Below are 18,264 nucleotides of genomic sequence, written 5' to 3' on the forward strand. Positions count from 1 at the left end.
GCAGTCCTCGTAAGAGGACACCGCACGCAGCACCAAACCCCACTACCACTCAATCACATCACCAAAACCAACCATTCCAACACCACCTGAACCCTTTCGGTTCGGTGGCCTGGTGCCTATCGCGGAGTTGAAACACCCGATCCCATCCCGAACTCGGCCGTGAAACACTCCTGCGCCTATGGTACTGCCGCTCAAGCGGCGGGAGAGTCGGTCAGCGCCAGGCCACCCAACCGAAAGTCAAACATCCCACATCACGGGGACCCTTAACCCCGCACAGACACCCCCGCGGGGTGGAGCAGCCCGGTAGCTCGTCAGGCTCATAACCTGAAGGTCACAGGTTCAAATCCTGTCCCCGCATCACCCGATAGCGAACTAACCCCACCAGCACTGCTGGTGGGGTTTTTCGTGTTTATCGGCTCCGGAAGTCCCTCCACGCCGGCGGCGCGTAGCAGCGACGTCAGATGGCCGACCAGCTCGATCCGTGGCGCCTTGCCGCCGTCCATCGGCGGATGGATCTCGACAAGCTCGATCAGAGCCCGAGCGGCCTCCAGGACCTCACGGCCAGATCCACCTTCCAGGCGCTCCTGCAAATGCGCCACGCGCTGCCGGTACAGCGCCGACAGGTTCGGATGAAGCAGCGGAATCCGTGATTGCCCGGATGCGTTGGCCAGCTCGGCCTCCAACTCCTTCTGGCGCCGGGTGAGCTCGTCCAGTCGCCCCTGAAGACCAGGCGCCCGGACGCCCTCCGCGATAGCATCGACGAGGTTGTCGAGCTTGCGGGTGATCCCCTCCAGCTCGCGTCGGCGCGCCGTCTCATCCACAGCGCGCCCGGCTGCCAGGCGGTTCCATTCGACGGTAAACTCCCTCACGAAGAGCGCCACCGCGTCGGGGCACATGAGATTGTTGCCGAGCGCGTCGAGCACCTGTCCCTCCAGGCGGGTTCGCCGAGTCCGGACCGTGTTCGAGCAAGTGCCCTGCTTGATGGCCGCCTTGCAGGCCATATAGTCCTTGCCGCTCGTGATGTAGGGCGATCCGCAGGCACCGCAGGCCACCTTGCCGCTCAGCAGGTTCGGCGCCCGGCGATGCTGCCAGAGATGATCGGTGTGGTCCGTCGAGGTTCGCGCAACGCGGACCTGGGGCCGAGCTGCCTGTTCGAGGCGGTGTTGGGCGCGGTCCCAGAGGTCCTGCTCCAGGATGCGGAGCTCGGGGACCTGCTCCACGACGAAGGAATCCTGGTCGTTGTGCCGCGCGACGCGCTGGCCGGTCGCCGGATCCTTGAGCCATCGCCGGCGATTCCAGACCAGCTCGCCGATATAGAGACGGTTCCGCAGCAGCCCAGTCCCGGCCTTGGCGTGCCCACGCAGCGCGCCGTCAATCCATGCGCCGCCCCGCGGGCTGGGGACGCCCTCGGCGTTCAGGCGCTTGGCGATGGCGATCGGGCCGTCGCCGGCGACGAACTCCTCGAAGACCCGGCGTACGATCATAGCCTCGGCGGGCTCGATCGCTCGAAGCCCGCGCTCCAGCTCACCGTCCCGGCCCATAGGGCCACGGATGACCCGGTAGCCGAAGCAGAGACCGCCGCCGCTGCGGCCCTCGCGGACCCGGCCCTCAAGTCCACGGCGGGTCTTGTCCGCGAGGTCCTTGAGGAAGAGCGCGCCCATCGTGCCCTTGAGGCCGACGTGGAGCTCGCTGATCTCCCCCTCGGCCAAGGTCACGATTCGGACCCGCGCGAAGGACGCCTGCTTGTGAAAGCCCGCGACATGCTCCTGATCCCGGCTGAGGCGGTCCAGGCTTTCGGACAGCACCAAATCGATCTGCCCTGAGCGCATCGCGGAGAGGAGACCCTGATAGCCGGGGCGCATCGTCGTCGAACCGGAGATCGCGTGGTCGGTGAAGTTGCCGATCACCTCCCAGCCCTCCCGCGACGCGCGCGCGTGGCAGATCCGGAGTTGGTCCTCGATCGACGCATCTCGCTGGTTCTCCGAAGAGTACCGGGCGTAGACCGCCACACGGACGGACTGCGCTGCGAACGGGCGCTTGGTGTTATTCATGATCAGCGCTCCAGCCAACGGTCTACCCGATCCCGAACAAGTCGCTCTCGACGTGAACCGATCTGGGCTCGACGCTCCTCCGTCTGGTCACCGTAGCGTAGGGCAGCATGGAGGCCGGAAGCTTCGGTATAGGCGTCAAGAGCCGTTTGGACCGTGTGCCCCATCACAACAGCGGTATCGATCGCCAGCTCCGGGGAGACGCGCGCCGCGGCAGCGCGCAGCCACTTTCGGCAGATGTGGGGACCATGGGCCTCGCCGAACCACTCCGACGTCCGACGGCGCATGATCCGCTGGAGGCCCTGCTTGGTCAGCGGACCCTTCATCCCCATCCACAAATGATCCGACCGTCCCGCAGAAGGAAAGCTGGACCTGGCCTCGACGAGATAATCGTTCAACATGGCCGAAACCTCGCCATCGAGCGGGTAGCTCAGGCTGTGGTGGTTCTTGGTGTGCTGGGGCGGAAAGCGGACGGACCAGGAGCCGCCCTCTCCAGGCAAAATGTGCCACGTCATGTCCATGTGGACGATGCTGCCGACGCGAGGCGCCCGCGTCAGGAGCATTCCTATGAGCGCCGCGTCCCGAAGATCGCGACGGCGCTCTGGGCCATCCGCCCCGATGAGCGCGTCGCGATGGAGCTTGCGGACCAGCCTGAGAACCTCGGAGACGTCCCGGATGCGGAACTCGCGAGGTCGGCCAGGAATGGCGCGCTTGAGCGGAACACCGTTAGGACGGGTGATGAAGCCCCAGTCGCGGCCTGGCACCAGGTGCCGCAGCATCGCTCGCAGATGGATCAGCATCTGACGTCGCGTGGTAGGCTCCAAGCCGCGGGCCTTGTTGTCCCGGCGGAAGGCCGCGAGGCGCGCCATGGTCGGTCGGTCCCCTGGCTGCTCGTTCGGATCGAGCTCCTCGATGCGAAGCAGGAAGGCGAGCCACTGACCGTAGCCTTGGATCAGAGCGACGAGCGTATCAGGCCGCAGCTCTGCGGCGGAACCGCCGTCGCCCAGCAGGTCGTCATCCGGTGCCACGGCAAGATCGAGTGCGGCCTGATCGGGCGGGGGCCACTCCGCGCGGGGGAGGCTGAGGCGTTCAGCGACCGCCGACATGGGAGCCTCCGTTGCCGCGCCGCACAGCCTGCCGCCGCCGGGCCAAGCCCTCGCTGATCCGTTCGGCCGCCCCCGCCCGGTTGTTGCGGCGGTAGTGCCGGTCGATCATCTCGAAGGACGAGTGTCCCAGTAATGCGCGCACATCCTCGAGGGCATTCGAATTCTCCTCTAGGATGCAGGTAGCGGCGAAGGCGCGGAATGCGTGGACGTTGACGCGCACGCCTGTGTGCTCGGCGATGGTGTCGGCGATGGCCTCCCCGAAGCCGCCTTTTGAGCGAGGCGCATCGGCGCGGTCCCGGTTGGGGAAGACCCAGGGCGTTGAAGGGTTCGGGCCCAACGGGCGGAACTTCTCCAGATACTCTGTGACGACTCCGGCCGCCTCGCCGCGGAGGGTCGTCTCCACGATGCGGTCGTTCTTGCTGGCCACCACCCGAAGCCGGATTTCCTGAGGCTTGCCACGTCCAACGTCGATGAACTGCAGTTGGGCGTCGAGACGCAGGCGACTCAGATCATGGATGCGGAGCGGCAGCGCGAGCTCGATCTCGATCGCGGCCGCCAGCGCGGCCAGCCAGCACGCCTCGGCAGGCTTGGGCGCATGATTCACGCCGCGCGAGCTCGTCCACCCCCTCGCCAGATGCCGGGCCTTCTCCATCAGCGTTTCCGGCAGCGTGATGAGATCCTCCTCGACCTCCGGCTGCTTGAGGCGCGTGAGGAGCATATCAAGCTTGTCGGTGATCTCGACCTGCTTCTTGGGGCGCACGCCACGAAGGATGCGCCGGAGCTTGTCCAGAGGCTCGCCTTTGAGGCCGACGTAGGCTGCAATCATCTGCACGGTGTCGCCCAGGAGGGCGGTTCCCGACGTGGCCTTGCCGTTCCCCAGACGCTTGCGATGCCAGATCAGGGTCTGGCGGGCGACCTGCAGCTCAGCGAGCTCGCCGAGCTGGTGGATCGATTCCGGCGATCGTCCCGTCTCAACGAGGCCCCAGAGGAGCAGCCGAACACCCTTCTTGCGGCTCTTGGCGGTTTCGGGGCTGAGCGCCTCTCGACCGATGTCCTCTCCATCGAGCTCGTCCTCGGGGCTGCGGACGATCCAGTCCAGGAAGTCGTCGATCTCCGCCTGCAGCGACGCGGGGTAATCCTCAAGCGGGAGGGCTCTCACCAGGTCGGCCGGAGGCGCAAGCGCGAGTTCGATCTCCGGCCAGCCGGGGATGGCCTCCCGCATCTTGTTCCACTGGCGCGCTACCTCGCGGACGTTGGCCCGCACGTTCGGGCCGCCCCGTGTGGCCTGGAGTTGCTCAAGGTACTTCGAGAGCGTCTGGTTGGAGACGCCTGCGGGCGCGACCCCGAGCGAGGCGCTGAACTCCATGAAGGCGCGCAGGCGGTGCGGGTGGAAGCGGGCGGGGAGGGCGGCGATCAGGCCGGCCCACGCCGCGTTGGTCACGGGGATGCGGCGACGTACTGGGGCGAGGATCTCGAGGCGCCGAAGGATCGCGCGAAGATCGTTCCGGCGATTGGCGTGGGACTTGGGGGTGATGCCCAGCGCGTCCGGGCTGGCCGTGTCGATGAGCGGCAGGCAGGAGGCTGGGTCGAGCCGCACGGTCGCCGGCGGGCGCCTGGTGCCGACGCGGCACAGAGTCTGCACCGCGGTCACGAGGTTGCGCCGACGCTGGACTGGGAGATCGTCCCAGAGGTTGATCTGCTCGATGACCTGTGCGGCGGTCGGGAAGCTATGATTTGGAGTCGATGTGCTCATTTCTCTTATCCTGGGGCCGAAGCCGGAAAATGGGGAAGAAGGAATCTGAGTAAACCCCGTCTTTACTTTGGTATCTCTAGAATTATGGATCGATAACTGCTTGATAATACTGCCGGTCCGCGGGTTCACCCCGGGCGTGCCATTCGCGATGGCCAGCAACACTTCTGACAACCGGTAGTAGCGGCGGCCACGACGGATCACGGGGTGGGTGGCGCCTACCTTGTCCCAGTCGGCCAGGGTCCGAAGACACCGCCCGCACAGCCTCGCCAGCTGCGCCGCGGAGACTAGGTCAGCGTCGTCATGCGCGCCGACTGATGGGGCGTTCGCGGTGTGGCCGTCGAGGTCGACAAGACCATCGAGCGCGACCGGTGCCGCCGAGGTCTCTTGATCGACGTCGGGCATCGGGGAGAATCTCAATTCTCGAGCTCCCCCATCGCACCCTGCTCGGTTGCGCCAACGATCGTCGCCGCCGCGAACATCTCCCGAGCGGCTTGACGAGCCAAAGCGCGCACCAAGACAGCGAAACTCGATGATGCTTGCGAAGGAGCGTGGTGTGATATCAAACGAGATGCAGGCGACACCGGGGGGAGCTCCGCGATTCGGCGTGAGGAACTCACCTACATAGGCTGATATCAAGATCAGGCGCTATACCGACCACCACGCAAAAAAGGCCCCACTTTTCGGTGGGGCCTTTCTCATTTTGCGCCTCAAGCGATGCGAGGCAGATCGTACTTTTCAAAGAGATCGTTGATCGCGTCGACCATCAGATCGTGTGTGTTCACGCGCTGCTTGATGGCCATCACCTTGAGCTGCTCCCAGGCATCTGGGTTCAGCCTTAAGGTCTGCCCAATGCGGCCGTCCTTAGACGTGCCGCGGCGGTGACGCGTGTTGGAACCCATCTGGGCCTTCTGTGGCTCGACAGGCACGGCGACCTGCATGGGCGCCGGTTCGGGGGCGGGTTTGCGCTTGGCCATCATCGTGAGAAATCGCTCGGTGAGAAAGATCGACCCGCTAATTGCTCACGTTGCACTAAGACGCACAACCGCATCCTACCAGCCATCGCTGCTGGACTGCTCATTTGATAGCTCCATGTTGGAAAGGTTGTCCAATTCAGGACGACTAATAATAGCACAATACTCAAGATATATTCAAATATATATTCATGTATTGATAATATTTGCGGAAATATATAATAATGAATCCGGCAACTACTCTCGCAATCCGACAATTGAGAGAAGACAATGAACGAAGGCAAACCTGCCGTCGCAACTGCGCGTGCTCGTCCCGAGAACGTACGAGCCGACTAGGAGGAGTTCAGGATCCTCGTCGAACGCCTCCGCGGCATCATCGACCACCGAAACCGGGAATTCGAGCGGCTGATTCATCAGACTCGTCCTTCGGAACAGGAGATCGCCCTGCTCTGGCGCGTCGGGCACGATCTCACCGAGCGATGTCTCGATGAACTCAACGCCGTACGACAGCATATGACGGGTGCTGCCTCTCATGCTCCAGAACCATGAGGTGACACGGCGGAAGCTAACGCTGGACCTGGACCACCAAACCCGAGCGCCTCAAGCCGACCATGCATTAAGTTTCACCCCGGACCACCTCATGGGGGCAGGCCAGGATCACCGGCCTGAAGGAACGTACGGCCCGCGAGCTCCTGGGCATTCTGGTGGACGATGGAATCCTCGGGTCAGACACGCCCAAAGGTCCGGTTTCGCTGCGCTTCCCGGCCTTTGAGGGCTACTTAGATGCCCGACGAAGGAGCGTCTCGAAATTGGAATAGAGATGACGTAGAAGATCCACTCAAGCGACCGCTTTGGGGAAAAAGCGAAGGATAATTCGCAGTGAAGAAGATCAAAGTTTCTAGCATCAACGAACTGAAGGAATGCATTGCCGAGTATGGGAGCGACGTTCTGTTTCGCGGGCAGCTCCGACACTACGGGACGGCAGATCATCCCTCGGCAGTAACCTCATTCGACCGGCTTGGGTGCATACCACCCGAGATGCTGCGTTGGTTTCGTTATGCGGACGGGGTGCTTACCGCCTTCACAGGCGAGAGCCCTGACATGACGCTGAAACAAGCGATCCTCCAGCACTATGGCTTCCGATCGTTCTATCTGGATTGCTCTGCTTCCGCGGCCGTCTCTGCATGGTTTGCCAGCCACCGCTATTCGGAGCGGATGACGGTCGAACTCTGCGAGGACTGTCATGAGGATCCGCTTCTTCTCCGCAAGAAGATGGCCCACTACGATCCAGCCGACGGTCAGGGCCAGCTCTATGTGCTAGACCGGGCGGCGTGCGAGGCGGTCGGCCTCACGGATTTGACTGCGATTTCTGTCGCCGGGACCAGGACGCGACCAAGTGTGCAGCGCGCGCATCTACTTGGGCCATTACAAAATCAGCCATTGCCGGCGGATTGTTTCCTCGCCCACATCGAGGCCGACTGTGCCGTCCTTCGCGAGCTGGCGAACGAAGCAGGTTTTTTCACGACGAATGACATGTTTCCCTCAGCGACCGATGATCCGATCCTAAACACCTTGCTTGGTTTGCCTTGGAACCCAATTGCTGGGGTGCCGAATAATGATAAAGAAATCCCAGCTTTTCGGCGCGCCATCGAACTTCCGGAATATGATGATAGTTTTGTGAAAATCGCCTCACCAACAATGGCTTTTTATCAGGGAGGCAACATCGCCGATTTTCTAGATATTGACGCCAAACTTGATGCAGGGGCTGTCATTCATATATCTGACGTTATAATTTTTGGATCTACTCAAATTAAAGACGCCCCTGTGTTCTCATATACTAAATCTTTACTCGACCAACACGGCTCATTGATATTTGAAGCGCCGGCATTGATTAAAATTCCGAGCCAGGAAAAAGACGTTTTCTACGAAAAAGGATTGACGCTCGATCTCGTGGAACCTGACCTTGTCCACCTAGGCCCCCTCCTGGTGCGCCATCCCGGACTGCAGATTGACGCGGCGGGATTTGGAATTGGTTGGTACTACCGCATCGACGGGAGCGGCGTATGGCGGCACGAAGTACGTGAGGACGAATGCCCATGCGGCAGCGATCGACCGCACCTGCGCCATCTCGCAGCTCTTCACATCGTAGAGGACCTCCTAACAACGCCGACGGGTTCTTCCGAAGACGATGACAGCTCGCCAACGCTAGGCTCCGAGTGACGCGATCAGCGCCTCAACCATCTGGCATATTAGGCTACGTCATTAAATGAACTGAGCAGCATTGGCCGACGACATTTTCGGTAAAAGAAAATCAGTCGCATTCCTTTGATCGAGGACGTAAGAATTCGGTCAAGGGAGTCGACGTAACGATGCCAAGCAGAACGGTTTTTCATTTTTCCGATACCGGCAGCGTTGCCGACAATGTCGCGGCCTTTATCACCCATATGAAGCTGGGCGATGCGGCGTTGGGTGCCGTTCTCGAGAGCCGGATTGTACCGCTTCCACATGCGCCGCTCGCGACTGGTGACATCCTCAATGCGATGGTTGCCGCGCTGAACGCGCCACCGGCTCAGGCCGCGGCAATCCCGGTCGCGCCGGCGGCCGCTCCCACGCCTCCCGGTCCAGTTGCGGCGGCTCCGATCGGCTGGTTGCTGCAAGAGCTCGAGGTGGAGGGATTTCGGGGCATCAACAACGAAGGATCGCCACTCGTCCTCAAGCTGAAGACTGACGCGGTCAACTCGATCTCGGCGCCGAACGGCGTTGGAAAGAGCTCGATCTACGATGCGCTGACCTACGCGCTGAAGCGATGCATCCCGAAGCTGGACCGGCTGCAGGCAGCGGAGCGGGCCAGCGAGTATTACGTGAATCGGTTCCATCCCTCGGCGACCGGCCGCATCCGCCTGACCCTTGTACCGGAAGGGGGAGGCGCGGACGTCGTGATCACGATCACGCATTCCGCGGCCACCGGCCGGGTCGTCACGGGCCCACCCGGTATCGACGCGGAAGCGCTTCTGGAAACGCTTGATCGCGATTTCGTCCTGCTCGATGGCCCCACCTTTCTGACGTTCATCGATGCGCCGGCGCTGGAGCGCGGACGCGGATTTGCCGGGCTTCTTGGGCTCGAGCGTTATTCCTGGCTGCGTCAGGAGCTTCAGCGGCTCAGCAACACCCGATCGTTCAATGGTCATTTCGATGTGACGGGGCATGCCGCGACCAAGAAAGCGGCCGACCGAGACGTCGCTACTGCCAAGGCGGCCATCGCCAAGGCATATCAGGAGCTGATCAAAACACCCCTCGACGCGACGTTGAGCGCCTCCGACTCGCAGGCTCAATGCCATGCGGCCCTGAATGGGATCCCCCTCCTCGCCGGCATCTGTGCCGGGAAAGCCTTTGGCGAGATCGACATCGAAGCGTGTCTGGCGGCGGTACAGACGGCCGAGGGCGGCCCGCTACGTTCGCGGCTCGCCGAGCTGATCCGACTGCAGGAGCAATGGTCGAAAGCGAAAGAGGTAGGCCCGTCTGACGCTGATGCTGGCATCCTGCTTAGCGGCGCCAAAGAACGGGAGGCGGCTCTGGCTACGACCGCCGGCCCTCTGTTGCAGACCCTTTATCGGGCCAGCGATGCGGTGCTTCGCAGCGAGGGATGGTCCAGCCCGACTTTATGCCCGACCTGTGAACGCGATGATGGCTCGTCCGTCCTGGATCACGTCGAGGCAAGGCTCGCTCAGTACGAGGCGGTCGCAGCTGCGACTGCCGCGCAAGCCGCCGAATGGAAGGCCAAGAGCTGGAGTGCTCTCACGGTACTCGAAGATCTTGTGGTTCGTGCAGCTAGCCCAAAGCGCGTGCATGAATCCGCAACAGCTGGTGCGGCCGGCCAGCTATCGACAGGGCAGGTGGCTGATTTGGGGGTCTACATCACTGAGCTGCGGGCCGCTGCGCAAGAGATGCTCGGAAGGCTTAAGGCCAAACAGGATACCATCGAGAAGGAGCTGCCGCCGTCGCTGGTCGCTGTGACCACTGCGATTGAAGCGGCACGACGGCTGCAGACGGCCTGGAATGAACTCGCGGCCGCGCTGGCAATTGCGCAGAGCGTACAGGACCGCCTCACCCGCGTGACCCGGATCAAGACGTTTGTGGATACGGCCAGCAACGTGTTCGCTGAAGCCGAAACTCATATCGGGGTCGCCCGCCTGGCGCAGGTGGAACCGCTCGCCCAGGACTTTTTCAAGAGCATCATGTTCAGTCCCGTGGTGCCGAAGTTGGCACGGCCCGCGGGCCGAGAGGATCTCGACATCGGCTTGTCGGAGTTCTGGTCGCTGCGCAACGTCTCGGCGACCGCGCTCCTTTCCGAGAGCTACCGCAATGCCTTTGCGATCTCTGTCTACTTGGCGGCAGCGTCCCTGTATGGCGGCGGTGCGCGTTTTGTCGTCCTCGACGACGTAACCTCCAGCTTTGATGCCGGGCACCAGCACCACCTGATGGAACTCATTCGCACCCGCTTTGCTCGCCCGATCGTCCCCAATGGCCTTCAGCTGATCCTGCTGAGCCATGACACGCTACTGGAGAAGCTGTTCAACCGACACGGCGCCTCGCCGGATTGGCTCCATCAGCGATTGGAGGGCAACTCCCGCACGGCGGTACTGCCGCAGGCCGGCATCGTGAACAAAGTCCGCGACACCACCCTTGCCCTATTGAATCAAGGGCGAATCGAAGAAGCAGCCCCGCGCATTCGCCAGTATTTGGAATTCATCCTTCATCGCATCATCGATCGCTGCCGGATTCCCGTTCCGATGGATCTGGCATTCGGCGACGATAAGCGGACCCCCGGCGAGTACATGAATGCGATCGACGCATATGTGAAATTGTTAATCGCTGCCAACACGTTAGTGCTCACACCAGCTCAGCAGACCAACATGACAGTGCACTCCGCATCGATTGTCGGGAACTTCCTGTCGCATTGGTCTTCGGGACAAACCCAAGCCTTCTCCGCGCCGGCGTTGCTCGGCGTAATGCAGGCGATTGAGGAGTTGCAGGAATGCTTCGGAACCAGGCCAGCGCCAACAGGGGACGTTCGGTTCTACCGCTCGCTGTCGCGCTAAGCCGCGTCCAGCGCAGCTGGCTATCTACCGCGTTGCCCAAGCCTTCCTTATCCCGCACTATGGAGCAAACTGATAGCGTCTTAAACTATCTGACACAGAACGACCGTTAGCCTCAGTGGCCTGCCCCCATTAGGTGGTCCGTGGTGAAACCTAATGCATGGTCGGCTGAGGCGCTTGGGTTTGGTGGTCCAGGTCCAGCGTTAGCTTCCGCCGTGTCACCTCACAAAGCAGGCCTCTTCCACTCGATCCTTGAATGGGCCACCATGATTAATGCGATTCAATCTGCGGGGTGATGCGGGACGGGCTGGGTTGCGCAACGGTTGGAAGCTTACCGTGCTCCATACCGCCAAGGGCGCTCCCACAACCGGTGGCCACTTGGTGAGACTTTGCCGGTGAACGCCAAGTGCCAAGCGTACAAGATGTCCTTCGCGACCGGCAGCCTCCTGATCAACGAGAGCGTCGAGGTCGCACGGCTCCATGCACCGGGCGAGGCGTGGGAGGACACAATCTGCCGTGCCCTCGCCGAGGGGGTGACGTCGCTCCCTAAGGCAGCGTCACGTCGGCGCACCCTGCGCGAGATCGTCAACCGGCTGTCGTGCCTGAATGAAGAGGAGCGTCAGTTCCTCGTGGAGCGTGCTGATCGCGACGAGCACGCAGCGCTTCTGTGGGTGGCAACCTGCCGAGCCTATCGGTTCGTCCGCGAGTACGCGCGCGAGGTCGTGTGCGAGCGGCATCTCTCCCACCGGCTCGACCTGCCGCTGGAAACTTTCGGCCATCTTTTGGAGGCGAAGGCTGAATGGGATGCCGGACTCGCTGCGATCGCGCCCGCGACAGCACACAAGCTGCGCCAGATCCTCTTTCGGATGATGCGCGAGGCCAGCGTTATCGATGAGGATAAGCGGATCCTCACCGCAAACCTGTCCGGCTCCTTGCGCGCCTTGCTGCGTCGAACGGCGCCTGCCGATCTGGCCGTGTTCCCCGGCGTAGGGCTGGAACCGATCTGACATGACAGCCATGATGACCCCGCAGGGGCGCTTCGATCATCTTTGCCGGGTCGTAACCAGTACGCGCTTCCTCACGCGGCAGGGCCTCGGCAACGAGGTGCCGTTCTTTATCTGCTCCTATCCCCCCGTGCAGGTCGCCGAAATGGAAGACGCGCGCCGCCAGCTCCTGCGCCATGTCACCAACCGGAACGTCCGAGTTCTAGACATCAACCTGTTCGACATGACAATCGAGATGCTCGAAGAGCGCGGCATCCTCGACGAGGTCCTCGAGATTGAAGTCGAGACCGGGAAGGACGAGCTGCGCGAGTTGCTGCAGGGGGTGCTGGATCCGCGCCAGCACCTGGTACCGCGGATCGCCGCGCGGATGGAGGCGCAGCCGCATGACGTCATGTTCCTCTCCGGCGTCGGCGAGGTTTATCCCTTCGTGCGCGCGAGCCTAGTGCTGGAGAACCTGCAGAGCACGGTGAAGGAGAGCCCGCTGCTGATGTTCTTCCCGGGCGAGTATGTCGCCCATCTCGGCCGGATGCTTGCGCTGCATCTCTTCGGCAAGGTGCCCCCCGAGCGTTATTACCGCGCTTTCGATGTGTTCAATTACGAGGCCTGACCTGATGACGATGCTGCGCGACATCTTCGCCAAACCCATCAATCGCGCCATCGACGGTGTGATCAAGGCCGATGACGACGCCAGCCTTAAGCTGGAGCTCGACGAGTACGTTATCACTGGCGAAATCGCGCAGCGCCTCGAGCAGTTCCTCGAGGCCTACAACAACTACGAAACGGCGAACGGCGTCTGGATCTCTGGCTTCTTCGGCTCGGGGAAGTCGCATCTGCTGAAGATGCTCGCCGTCCTGCTGGAAAGCCGTGTGGTCGAGGGCGAGAGTGCGCTCGACGTCTTTCTGCGCAAGCCGGAGGTGGTGGCAAACCCAATGCTGGCCGGGGCGCTGCGGAAGGCGGTGTCGATTCCCTCGCGCAGCATCTTGTTCAACATCGACCAGAAGGCCGAGGTGATCAGCCGGAGTGACGTCGACGCCCTGTTGTCGGTGTTCCAGAAGGTCTTCGACGAGATGTGCGGCTACTACGGCAAGCAGCCCCACATCGCGCAGTTTGAGCGCGACCTCGACAGCCGTGGCCAGCTGCAGGCCTTCCGCGCGGCCTTCGCCGATCTCTCTGGCAAGCCGTGGGAGCGGGGACGCGAGCAGGCGCTCCTCGAGAAGGCGAACACGGCGGCGGCCTTTGCCCGGGCGACCGGCGACCGGCCCGAGGACGCTGCCGACATCCTGAGCCAGTACCGCAAGGACACGCGCGTCTCGATCGAGGATTTCGCGGTCATGGTGAAGGCCTGGATCGATGGCCAGCCGCGGGGCTACCGGCTCAACTTCTTCGTTGACGAGGTTGGCCAATACATCGCCGACAACGTCAAACTGATGACGAACCTCCAGACCATCGCCGAGACGCTCAATACCCGCTGTCGGGGACAGGCCTGGTTGATCGTGACGTCGCAGGAGGACATGGCGTCGGTCATTGGCGAGCTGAACGCGCGGCAGGAGAATGATTTCTCAAAGATCATGGCGCGGTTCCGGCCCGCGTCGCTCAAGTCGGTTGATGTGGCCGAGGTCATTCAGCGGCGCCTGCTGGACAAGACCGAGGCTGGCAAGGTTCAGCTCGGGCATCTGCATGATCGCGAAGAGAATAACCTGCGGACGCTGTTCGACTTCGCCGATGGCTCGCAAAGCCTGAAGAACTTCCGGGATCGCGACCACTTCATCGCGAGCTATCCGTTCCCCCCCTATCAGTACACTCTGTTCCAGCTGGCGATCACCAGCCTCTCGCAGCACAACGCTTTCGAGGGCAAGCACAGCTCAGTGAGGCGTTGCGCATGCAGAGTCTATCGCGCGAGGAACTGATCGTCGTCCTGCCGGCCGATGCACGCTTCCTCATGGATCTCAGCCTCTACAAAAAAACCGACCGCTACATTCGGCAGGCGCATGCCGGCACCTTGCAGCCCGGCCGGGAGCGCATCATCGCTGACAAGCGTGAGCAAAACGGCCGGCGCCACAAGAACCTCGAGCTGCGCCTCCGCGGCATGATGGCCGCGGCGCCCATGTTGGTGCGCGCGAGCGAACTGGACATCGCTGGCGAGGATGTGCAGGAGCGCATCGTCAAAGCCTTCCAGGTTCTGGTCGACAAGGTCTATGTCTCCCTGCCCATGCTGCAGGGGCTGAGCTACAGCGAGGCCGACATCTCCAAGGCCGCCACCGCGGATACCTCCCTGTTCGCGGCCGGGGATAGCGGCCTCGTCGAAGCCGAGCAGGAGCTGCTCAACCATGTTCAGGCGCAGGCCCGCAATGGGGTGAAGGTCAGCGTCAAGGGCCTGGTCGAGCGCTTCGGCTCCAAGCCCTATGGCTGGCCCACCACTGCGGTCCTGTGCCTCGCTGCGAGTCTGTGTGCCAAGGGCCGGATCGAGGGCCGCTCGGATGGGACGCCGCTCGAAGGTGCAGCCCTCGGTCGCGCGCTCCAGAACAGTCACCTCCTCGGCAACATCCTTCTCAGCACCGCGGCGAGCGTGCGCTCGGCCAGCGGTAGCTTGAACGCGTTGTGATGGGTGGTCCGCGAGCCCGCGAGCAGCCGCAAGGCGACGGCACGGGCGCCGCGCGGCAGCTCGACCTCGGCCGCCTCCACGCGCCAGGGCTTAGGCGCCACGCCGCCGAGCGCGACGCGTCCGGTCCCGTCGCGCTGAACGATGGCCGCCACCGAGACGAGGGCGAAGGCATAGGAGGCGCGGTCGCGTACCTTACGGTAGATTTGCGTGCCGCCGATCGGCGCGGGCAGCGTGACGGCGGTGATGAGTTCGCCGGCTTCGAGGCTGTTTTCCACATTCGGCGTGTCGCCGGGCAGGCGGTGGAAGTCGGCGATGGGGATCTGCCGCGCCGCGCCGTCGGGCTTCACCGTCTCCACCGTCGCATCCAGCGCGCGCATGGCGACAGCCATGTCGCTTGGGTGGTTGGCGATGCAGGAATCGCTCACGCCGAGGATGGCGTTGTGCCGGCTGATCCCCTCGATCGCCGAGCAACCGCTGCCGGGCTGGCGTTTGTTGCAGGGCTGGTTGGTGTCGTAGAAATAGGGGCAGCGCGTCCGCTGCAGCAGGTTGCCGGCGGTCGTCGCCTTGTTGCGGAGCTGCCCCGAGGCACCGGCCAGCAGCGCGCGCGACAGAACGCCGTAGTCGCGGCGCACGCGCTCATCGGAGGCGAGGTCGGTATTGCGCACCAGCGCGCCGATCCGCAGCCCGCCCTCCGGCGTCGGCTCGACGCGGTCATCCGGGACAAATTCGCGGCCTCACGGGCGCGCGGTATGTGGATGGGTGGGAAGGTGCCGCTCGGTTACGACGTGAAAGACCGCAAGCTGGTCCCGAACGAGGACGAGGCGCCCCGGGTCCGCCGGGTCTTCGAGCTGTTCGTGGAGACGCAGTCCGGAACCGGCACCGCCAGGCAGCTTCAGGCGGAAGGAACCACAAGCCGTTCGGGCCGTCTCCTCGACAAGGGCGACGTGTACAAGCTTCTGAACCTGCGAACCTACGTGGGTGAGGTGACGCACAAGGGGCAAGTGTTTCCCGGCGAGCATCCGGGCATCGTGTCACGGGAGCTTTGGGACCAGGCACACGCCATTCTGCAGACGAGCCCGCGGGTTCGGACGCAGCCCCGGCAGCATGCGCCGGCGCTGCTGAAGGGCCTGATCTTTGGAACCGACGGTCGGGCGCTGTCGCCGACGCACGCTGTGCGGCGCGGGCGGCTGTATCGCTATTACGTTGCGCAGCGTGTGCTGAGGCAATTCTGCGCGGCCGGAATGAAGGCGGGGTCGCCCTTTCGGAACTGCTCGAGCCCTTTTCGGGCGACTGGAGGCGTCAGCAGGATCATCTGCTGGCTCCTTAAGACCACGAGGCTGAGTCCGCATTGCGCCGATGCTGTTGAAAAAGTCGGGCTTGCGCTGGCGGTGGGCTCCTGATTCAGCATTTCCGGGAGCAGGAGATGCCAGATGATGGGCGAGCGGACGGTGGCGCAGGAAGCGCTGTTCTACGAGTTCAGCCTGGAGCGGCATGTGCCCGCGGATCACCTGCTGCGATCGATCGATCGGTTCGTCGACCTGTCGGGGCTGCGTGAGGAATTGCGGCCCCGTTACAGCGAGAAGGGGCGGCCCGCTGCCTCTCCGAGGAGGAGGAGTGGCTCGCCTCGCGCCGCGAACGCAAGAAGGTCGAGGTGCTCTTCGCCCATCTCAAGCGCATCATGCGCCTCGACCGTCTCCGACTACGCGGTCCCTGCGGCGCCCGCGACGAGTTCCACCTCGCAGCTGCTGCCCAGAACCTCCGCAAGCTCGCCAAGCTGATCCCGACGCCCAACTTGGCCATGGCCTGAGGCCCAGCCCATTCGCGCGTCCCGGCTCAGCGGCAGTGTCCGTTTCCGTCAAACACCGACTTTTTCAACAGCATCCGCCCGAAGCAGACGCCCGGCTCGTTTGCCGGTAGAACGGCCCGCATGATGGGACACGGAAACATCCAGGTGCAACGCGCCGACCATGTCGGCTTCGCGGTTGCGTCTCTTGATGAGAGCCTTCGGTTCTGGGTTGATGGGCTCGGCGCGCGGCTCGTGCGGACGGGTGAGATGGGGGGCGAGTTTCTCGGCCAAGTGACGGGGGCACATGGGGCACGGGTGCGCCTGGCGATAGTGTCCTTAGCGGATCAGACGATCGAACTCTTGGAATATCACGGCTTAGATCGGCCGAGCGCGCCGGCGAAGCCGTTCGACCCGGGCTTCGCGCATCTCGCTTTTGTGGTCGATGATATCGACGCGCTCCTCTCGCGGATCGCTGCCTACGGCTGGAAGGCACAGGGCACACCTCAGCCAATCGCGAGCGGCGCGCGGGCCGGAACGCAGGTGATCTACGCCGTTGGTCCTGACGGCGCGACGATCGAGTTCATGCAGCCGCCTCTGGTGATAGCGGCTACTGATCCCACCAATTAAGGGCCGCTTTCCACCAACCTGCGCCGGAACGGTTGAACGGGCCTCGGCCCTCGCCGCTTCAGCTCCCGCTATCGATATTGTCGGCAAAGGAAGGTCCAGGCCCTCAAACACCCCGGCGGGAAACTCAGTTTCCTGGATCTTCGATCAGTAAAAGGGTCCAAGGCATAAGGCCCTGGCGGGGAGCGCGAGGGGGCGGTCTTTCCTTCGTCGCGCTTAACGCAATCTGTAAGCGTCCCGCCTATCAGCCGATCAAGCGGTCAACTGTCTCGGCCGTACACGTCGATGAGAAACGAGACCTAGGTGGCCGGAGCCAGGCGCAGCGCAAGAGCGGCAGCCACCCAGTCCAGCAAAGCCTGCGCCACCGCCGGGCGGTACCGATTGGGCGTCGTCAACGCGAAGATCCGTTCCGGCAGGTTGCGTAGCGCGTATCCCGGCAGCAGTTCGACGAGCTGGCCGTCGCGCAGCGCGTCCGCGACGACATAGTGCGGCAAGGCGCCGAAGCCCGCGCCGGCCCGTAGCGCGGACAGCAGGAAGCCGAATTCCTCCGAAGCGATCCGCGGCACCAGCGTCACCGCCCGCGGCGGCTCGGCGCCCCGCGCCAGGGTCACCGTGGAGCGACGGCCCTCGACGGGCGGCGGCGCGACCAGGTCTAGCGTTGAGAGGTCGGCGGGCACCGAGATCGACCGGCCTTCCAGATAGCCGGGCGCGGCACAGAGCCGCCACGGCACATGGCCCAGCAGCCGCGCCACATGGTCCGCCGGCGGGTCGGCGACCAGGCGGATGGCAATGTCGATTTGCGCCCCAAGTAGGTCGGCAACCCGGTTGTTGAAGGCGACGCGCAACGTCACCTGCGGATGTGCCCTGGCGAAATCCAGCAGAGCGGGGCCCAGCAACATGCGGCCTAGCCCCGTCGGCACGCTGACCCGGAGATGGCCGCGCAGGACCTGGCCCAGCCCCTCGACGGAGGCGCGTGCGGCCTCGGCCTCCCGCAGCATGGCCAGGGCGTGCTCGTGGAAGACTTGGCCCGCCGCGGTGAGCTCCAGCCGCCGCGTGGTCCGACGCAGGAGCTGGGTGCCGAGCGAGCGCTCCAGCTGCTGCATGCCGCGGCTCACCGCCGAACGGGAGGTGCCGAGCCGGCGCGCCGTCAGCGCGAAGCCCTGGGCCTCCACGATATCGGCGAAGAGGCGGATCAGGTTGAGGTCCATGATTGTCGCACTCATCGCGACATAATGTCGCAAGGACGATGGATTGTCAATCTGACGGCACGCATG

At 63.5% G+C, this 18,264-nt stretch carries 14 protein-coding genes, 1 tRNA gene, 1 rRNA gene and 3 pseudogenes; 12 read left to right on the top strand and 7 right to left on the bottom strand.

All coding sequences use genetic code 11. The features are described from left to right. Window positions 1–108: 108 nt before the first annotated feature. The 3 genes from rrf (at window position 109) to ACO057_RS19585 (ending at window position 650) form a co-directional block, all read left to right on the top strand. Window positions 109–223, top strand: a 5S ribosomal RNA gene (gene rrf, locus ACO057_RS19575). 61 nt (window positions 224–284) lie between these two features. Next, window positions 285–358, top strand: a tRNA-Met gene (locus ACO057_RS19580). Between the two features lie 103 nt (window positions 359–461). After that, window positions 462–650, top strand: a complete 189-nt coding sequence (locus ACO057_RS19585) for a hypothetical protein (protein ID WP_421994583.1) — start codon at window positions 462–464, stop codon at window positions 648–650. A 270-nt stretch (window positions 651–920) separates the two neighbouring features. Here ACO057_RS19585 and ACO057_RS19590 read toward each other — a convergent pair. The 5 genes and pseudogenes from ACO057_RS19590 to ACO057_RS19610 form a co-directional block, all read right to left on the bottom strand. Further along, window positions 921–2,051, bottom strand: a pseudogene (locus tag ACO057_RS19590) (recombinase family protein); the annotation flags it as partial. A 2-nt stretch (window positions 2,052–2,053) separates the two neighbouring features. Beyond that, window positions 2,054–3,154 (bottom strand): hypothetical protein, encoded by a 1,101-nt coding sequence (locus ACO057_RS19595; RefSeq protein ID WP_421994585.1) that lies wholly within the window; start codon window positions 3,152–3,154, stop codon window positions 2,054–2,056. Continuing rightward, entirely contained in the window at window positions 3,138–5,309 is a 2,172-nt protein-coding gene (locus tag ACO057_RS19600) for a tyrosine-type recombinase/integrase (RefSeq protein ID WP_421994587.1), read from the bottom strand. Before ACO057_RS19600 ends, ACO057_RS19595 begins: the two co-directional genes overlap by 17 nt. 305 nt (window positions 5,310–5,614) lie before the next feature. Next, window positions 5,615–5,884 (bottom strand): ribbon-helix-helix domain-containing protein, encoded by a 270-nt coding sequence (locus ACO057_RS19605; RefSeq protein ID WP_421994589.1) that lies wholly within the window; start codon window positions 5,882–5,884, stop codon window positions 5,615–5,617. A 231-nt stretch (window positions 5,885–6,115) separates the two neighbouring features. After that, window positions 6,116–6,412 carry a hypothetical protein gene (locus tag ACO057_RS19610; protein ID WP_421994591.1) on the bottom strand — a complete coding sequence of 99 codons (297 nt, stop codon included), beginning with the start codon at window positions 6,410–6,412 and terminating at the stop codon, window positions 6,116–6,118. 345 nt (window positions 6,413–6,757) lie between these two features. On the opposite strand from ACO057_RS19610, the gene ACO057_RS19615 reads away from it, so the two are divergent. From ACO057_RS19615 to ACO057_RS19640, 6 genes are all read left to right on the top strand, one after another. Beyond that, a complete protein-coding gene (locus ACO057_RS19615) occupies window positions 6,758–8,098 on the top strand; it encodes a hypothetical protein (RefSeq protein WP_421994593.1) in 1,341 nt (446 codons plus the stop codon). Window positions 8,099–8,247: 149 nt separating this feature from the next. Further along, window positions 8,248–10,977 carry an AAA family ATPase gene (locus ACO057_RS19620; protein WP_421994595.1) on the top strand — a complete coding sequence of 910 codons (2,730 nt, stop codon included), beginning with the start codon at window positions 8,248–8,250 and terminating at the stop codon, window positions 10,975–10,977. 419 nt (window positions 10,978–11,396) lie between these two features. Then, window positions 11,397–11,981 (top strand): DUF1819 family protein, encoded by a 585-nt coding sequence (locus tag ACO057_RS19625; protein WP_421994597.1) that lies wholly within the window; start codon window positions 11,397–11,399, stop codon window positions 11,979–11,981. Window position 11,982: 1 nt separating this feature from the next. Next, window positions 11,983–12,585 (top strand): DUF1788 domain-containing protein, encoded by a 603-nt coding sequence (locus ACO057_RS19630; protein WP_421994599.1) that lies wholly within the window; start codon window positions 11,983–11,985, stop codon window positions 12,583–12,585. A 4-nt stretch (window positions 12,586–12,589) separates the two neighbouring features. Beyond that, entirely contained in the window at window positions 12,590–13,885 is a 1,296-nt protein-coding gene (gene brxC / locus ACO057_RS19635) for a BREX system P-loop protein BrxC (protein WP_421994601.1), read from the top strand. Next, the gene (locus tag ACO057_RS19640) at window positions 13,858–14,580 is read left to right on the top strand and encodes a hypothetical protein (protein ID WP_421994603.1); all 723 of its coding nucleotides are present in this window, start codon (window positions 13,858–13,860) and stop codon (window positions 14,578–14,580) included. The genes brxC and ACO057_RS19640 overlap by 28 nt, the downstream gene beginning before the upstream one ends. Here the strand turns inward: ACO057_RS19640 and ACO057_RS19645 are convergent. Then, window positions 14,505–15,266, bottom strand: a pseudogene (locus ACO057_RS19645) (FAD binding domain-containing protein); the annotation flags it as partial. The gene ACO057_RS19640 and the pseudogene ACO057_RS19645 sit on opposite strands and share 76 nt — an antisense overlap. Window positions 15,267–15,347: 81 nt before the next feature. Here ACO057_RS19645 and ACO057_RS19650 point away from each other — a divergent pair. The 3 genes and pseudogenes from ACO057_RS19650 to ACO057_RS19660 all read left to right on the top strand — a co-directional run bounded on the left by ACO057_RS19650 (window position 15,348) and on the right by ACO057_RS19660 (window position 16,993). Beyond that, entirely contained in the window at window positions 15,348–15,980 is a 633-nt protein-coding gene (locus ACO057_RS19650; RefSeq protein WP_421994605.1) for a recombinase family protein, read from the top strand. A 179-nt stretch (window positions 15,981–16,159) separates the two neighbouring features. Next, window positions 16,160–16,387 (top strand): annotated as a pseudogene (locus ACO057_RS19655) (transposase); the annotation flags it as partial. A 144-nt stretch (window positions 16,388–16,531) separates the two neighbouring features. Then, a complete protein-coding gene (locus ACO057_RS19660) occupies window positions 16,532–16,993 on the top strand; it encodes a VOC family protein (RefSeq protein WP_421994607.1) in 462 nt (153 codons plus the stop codon). Between the two features lie 296 nt (window positions 16,994–17,289). Here the strand turns inward: ACO057_RS19660 and ACO057_RS19665 are convergent, their stop codons facing one another. Then, complete coding sequence (locus ACO057_RS19665) at window positions 17,290–18,213, bottom strand: LysR family transcriptional regulator (RefSeq protein ID WP_421994609.1); 924 nt, start codon at window positions 18,211–18,213, stop codon at window positions 17,290–17,292. Window positions 18,214–18,264 lie beyond the last annotated feature (51 nt).

Source organism: Roseococcus sp. (assembly GCF_965227005.1).
Lineage (GTDB): Bacteria > Pseudomonadota > Alphaproteobacteria > Acetobacterales > Acetobacteraceae > Roseococcus.

Coding starts and splice junctions, on each gene's coding strand:
- ACO057_RS19610 (WP_421994591.1), bottom strand. CDS start 6,412: ATGAGAGGCAGCACCCGTCATATGCTGTCGTACGGCGTTGAGTTCATC.
- ACO057_RS19665 (WP_421994609.1), bottom strand. CDS start 18,213: ATGAGTGCGACAATCATGGACCTCAACCTGATCCGCCTCTTCGCCGAT.
- ACO057_RS19625 (WP_421994597.1), top strand. CDS start 11,397: ATGTCCTTCGCGACCGGCAGCCTCCTGATCAACGAGAGCGTCGAGGTC.
- brxC (WP_421994601.1), top strand. CDS start 12,590: ATGACGATGCTGCGCGACATCTTCGCCAAACCCATCAATCGCGCCATC.
- ACO057_RS19630 (WP_421994599.1), top strand. CDS start 11,983: ATGACAGCCATGATGACCCCGCAGGGGCGCTTCGATCATCTTTGCCGG.
- ACO057_RS19600 (WP_421994587.1), bottom strand. CDS start 5,309: ATGCCCGACGTCGATCAAGAGACCTCGGCGGCACCGGTCGCGCTCGAT.
- ACO057_RS19595 (WP_421994585.1), bottom strand. CDS start 3,154: ATGTCGGCGGTCGCTGAACGCCTCAGCCTCCCCCGCGCGGAGTGGCCC.
- ACO057_RS19640 (WP_421994603.1), top strand. CDS start 13,858: ATGCAGAGTCTATCGCGCGAGGAACTGATCGTCGTCCTGCCGGCCGAT.
- ACO057_RS19585 (WP_421994583.1), top strand. CDS start 462: ATGGCCGACCAGCTCGATCCGTGGCGCCTTGCCGCCGTCCATCGGCGG.
- ACO057_RS19605 (WP_421994589.1), bottom strand. CDS start 5,884: ATGATGGCCAAGCGCAAACCCGCCCCCGAACCGGCGCCCATGCAGGTC.
- ACO057_RS19620 (WP_421994595.1), top strand. CDS start 8,248: ATGCCAAGCAGAACGGTTTTTCATTTTTCCGATACCGGCAGCGTTGCC.